Origin of the sequence: Dermacoccus sp. UBA1591, from assembly GCF_002322065.1 — a bacterium.
Taxonomy (GTDB): Bacteria; Actinomycetota; Actinomycetes; order Actinomycetales; family Dermatophilaceae; genus Dermacoccus; species Dermacoccus nishinomiyaensis.
The window spans coordinates 9,338-12,027 of the sequence record NZ_DCNR01000030.1; the positions used below are offsets into that span (position 1 = coordinate 9,338).

At 68.1% G+C, this 2,690-nt stretch carries 2 protein-coding genes and 1 pseudogene; all 3 read left to right on the forward strand.

What is annotated here, in order from left to right; translation table 11 throughout:
* Positions 1 to 671: pseudogene (locus tag B2284_RS03415) on the forward strand (AMP-binding protein); the annotation flags it as partial.
* Between the two features lie 204 nt (positions 672 to 875).
* A complete protein-coding gene (locus B2284_RS03420) occupies positions 876 to 2,300 on the forward strand; it encodes a DUF6421 family protein (RefSeq protein ID WP_074045574.1) in 1,425 nt (474 codons plus the stop codon).
* 10 nt (positions 2,301 to 2,310) lie between these two features.
* The coding region (locus B2284_RS03425; protein WP_286697194.1) for a threonine aldolase family protein at positions 2,311 to 2,690 on the forward strand (380 nt) is incomplete at its 3' end.

Consider the following 2,690-nt stretch of genomic DNA (forward strand, 5'->3'; position numbering starts at 1 on the left):
AGTCGTCGGCGGCGGCGAGCGTCAACCGTCCCTACCTCGGCGCGAACCAGGTCGGCACCGTCGGTTGGCCGCTGCCGGGCACGGAGTTCAAGCTCGGTGAGGACGACGAACTGCTCGTCAAGGGTCCCGGCGTCATGCAGGGCTACTGGAACCTCGAGCGCGAGACCGCCGAGGTGCTGACGGACGGCTGGTTCCACACCGGTGACATCGGTGAGATCTCCGAGTCGGGCCACATCCGCATCACCGACCGCAAGAAGGATCTGTTCAAGACCTCGAACGGCAAGTACGTATCGCCCGGCGCCATCGAGGCGATGTTCAAGGGCGTCTGCCCGTACGCCTCGAACCTCGTCGTCGAGGGCGATGGCCGCAAGTTCGTCTCCGCGATCATCACGCTCGACGAAGACGCCATCGCCGAGTGGGCCGAGAAGAACGGCATGGCCGGCAAGAGCTACCGCGACGTCGTGACGAGCGACGCGTGCCGGGAGATGGTGCAGGGCTACGTCGACGAGATGAACCTGCGGCTCAACCGCTGGGAGCAGATCAAGCGTTTCATCATCCTGCCGCGCGACCTGTCGGTCGAGGAGGGTGAGATCACCCCCAGCATGAAGATCAAGCGCCGCGTCGTCGTCAAGAAGTTCAAGGACGACCTCGACGAGCTCTACACCGACTGACGCCCGCCCGCCGCGCGGGCCGACGAACGGGGCATTCGAGCCGATGACGCCCGGGTGCCCCGTTCGCGTGCCCGCACGCGCGCCGAGTCCGCGCAGGTCACGTGTGCCTCAGGTCATCACCACCCTTCGTCTCGCGATAGTGTGAGGGGCGTCAAGTCCCTTTGCCGCTTACATCGGCTCGCACTCAGCGATCGGAGGTTGTCCATGTCCAGTGCCCAGCTGCTCACGTCCACCCGTGAGGTCAAGGCCGTCGTCGGGGAGCCCGAGGTCGTCGAGGACACCACCGCGTGGAGCGAGCTCAAGGCCGCATGCGAGGCCATCGCCGCGATGCAGGTCAAGGACGGCTCTCTCGCCCCCGAGGCTGACGCCGGCGCCGCAGGCGCCGAGCTCGAGCGCGCCGTGACGGCGATCGAGGCGCTCGCGCCGTCGTTCCCGCACGACGCCGCCTACCTCGACGCGCTCGTCGTCGACCTGCGCCGGTGGGCCGACCACGGTTTCGGCGTGCCCGACTTCCTCGACTCGCTCGTCGCATTCGACCCGCAGAACCAGCGCGAGGACGGCGTTCGCCACCTCGTCGTGTTCCCGATGTACACCCAGAACGGTTCGTCGAACCGTCACCTCGAGGCCGTCCTCGTCGAGGTGATCTGGCCGGAGTTCATCGACACCCTCGAGCGCGAGTACGAGAACCCGCTGTTCGTGCCGCTGCGCTTCGTCGACTTCACCTCCGGCTACGACACGAACTCGGCGGTGCTGTTCACGGAGACCGTCGCGACGCGTGAGACGCCCGTCTTCACCTGGGGTGCGATCTTCCAGGACCGTGAGGCAGCGCGCTACCGGCGCGTCGTCAGCGAAGCCGCGCGCATCACGAAGCTCGAACTGCCGAGCGGGGCGCAGGCGATGCTCGAGGATCAGTCGCTCACCGAGGCGACCTTCATCATGTGGGATCTCATCCACGACCGCAGCCACATGCGCGGCGATCTCCCGTTCGACCCGTTCATGATCAAGCAGCGCATGCCGTACTTCCTCTACTCGCTCGAGGAGTTGCGCTGCGACCTCACGGCGTTCCGTCACTGCGTCGACCTCGAGCGTCGTCTCGGCGAGCGCGTCGTCGCGGGGGAGAACCTGACCGCCGTGGAGCGTGACACGCTGACGCATGCGCGCGGCGTGCAGTACGCCGTCCTGCTCGATCGGATCTTCCGGTTCGCGCTCACCGGCGGCCGTGTGCGCAACTACGACGGTCTCGGCGGGCAGCTGCTGTTCGCGTGGCTGCACCAGCGTGGCGTGATGAACTGGACGGACTCGAAGCTCACGGTCGAGTGGTCGCGCCTGCCCGCCTGCATCATCGAACTCGCCGACGCCGTCGACGAGCTGTACTGGCGCTCGATCGACCGCCCCAAGGTCGCGCACTGGCTCGCGGCGTACGAGCTGATCCGTTCCGTTCTGACGCCGCACCCGGCGTCGGTGTGGGCGCGCGGGCTGCCCGACGAGGTGCTCGCGGGGCCGCCGAAGGGCTACACCGACGCGGTGCTCGACGACGAGTTCCCGCTGTCGATGTTCTTCGAGGCGCTCGAGCGCAAGATGGCGCCCGTCATCGCCTCGACGCGAGGCATCACGGGCCGCGATGACTGAGGAGACGACGATGAAGCACGAACCGTTCGAGGCGCTGCACGACACCGCGCGGCGCGACTTCGCGTCCGACAACTACGCGGGGATGCACCCCCGCGTCGTCGAGGCGCTCGCCGCGGCCAACGGCGGCCACCAGGGCGCCTACGGTGCGGACGACTACACGCAGCGGCTGCAGGAGGTCGTGCGGGGCCACTTCGGTGACGACGCGATCGCCTACCCGGTCTTCAACGGCACGGGCGCGAACGTCCTCGCGCTGCAGTCGATGCTGCCGCGCTGGGGCGCCGTCATCGCCGCGACGACGGCGCACATCCATGTCGACGAGGGTGGCGCGCCGGAGCGCACCGGCGGGCTCAAGCTGCTCACGGTCGAGACCGAGGACGGCAAGCTCACCCC

What these genes read in the sequence shown, in the direction of transcription:
- B2284_RS03420 (WP_074045574.1), top strand. Translation starts at nt 876, where the DNA reads ATGTCCAGTGCCCAGCTGCTCACGTCCACCCGTGAGGTCAAGGCCGTC.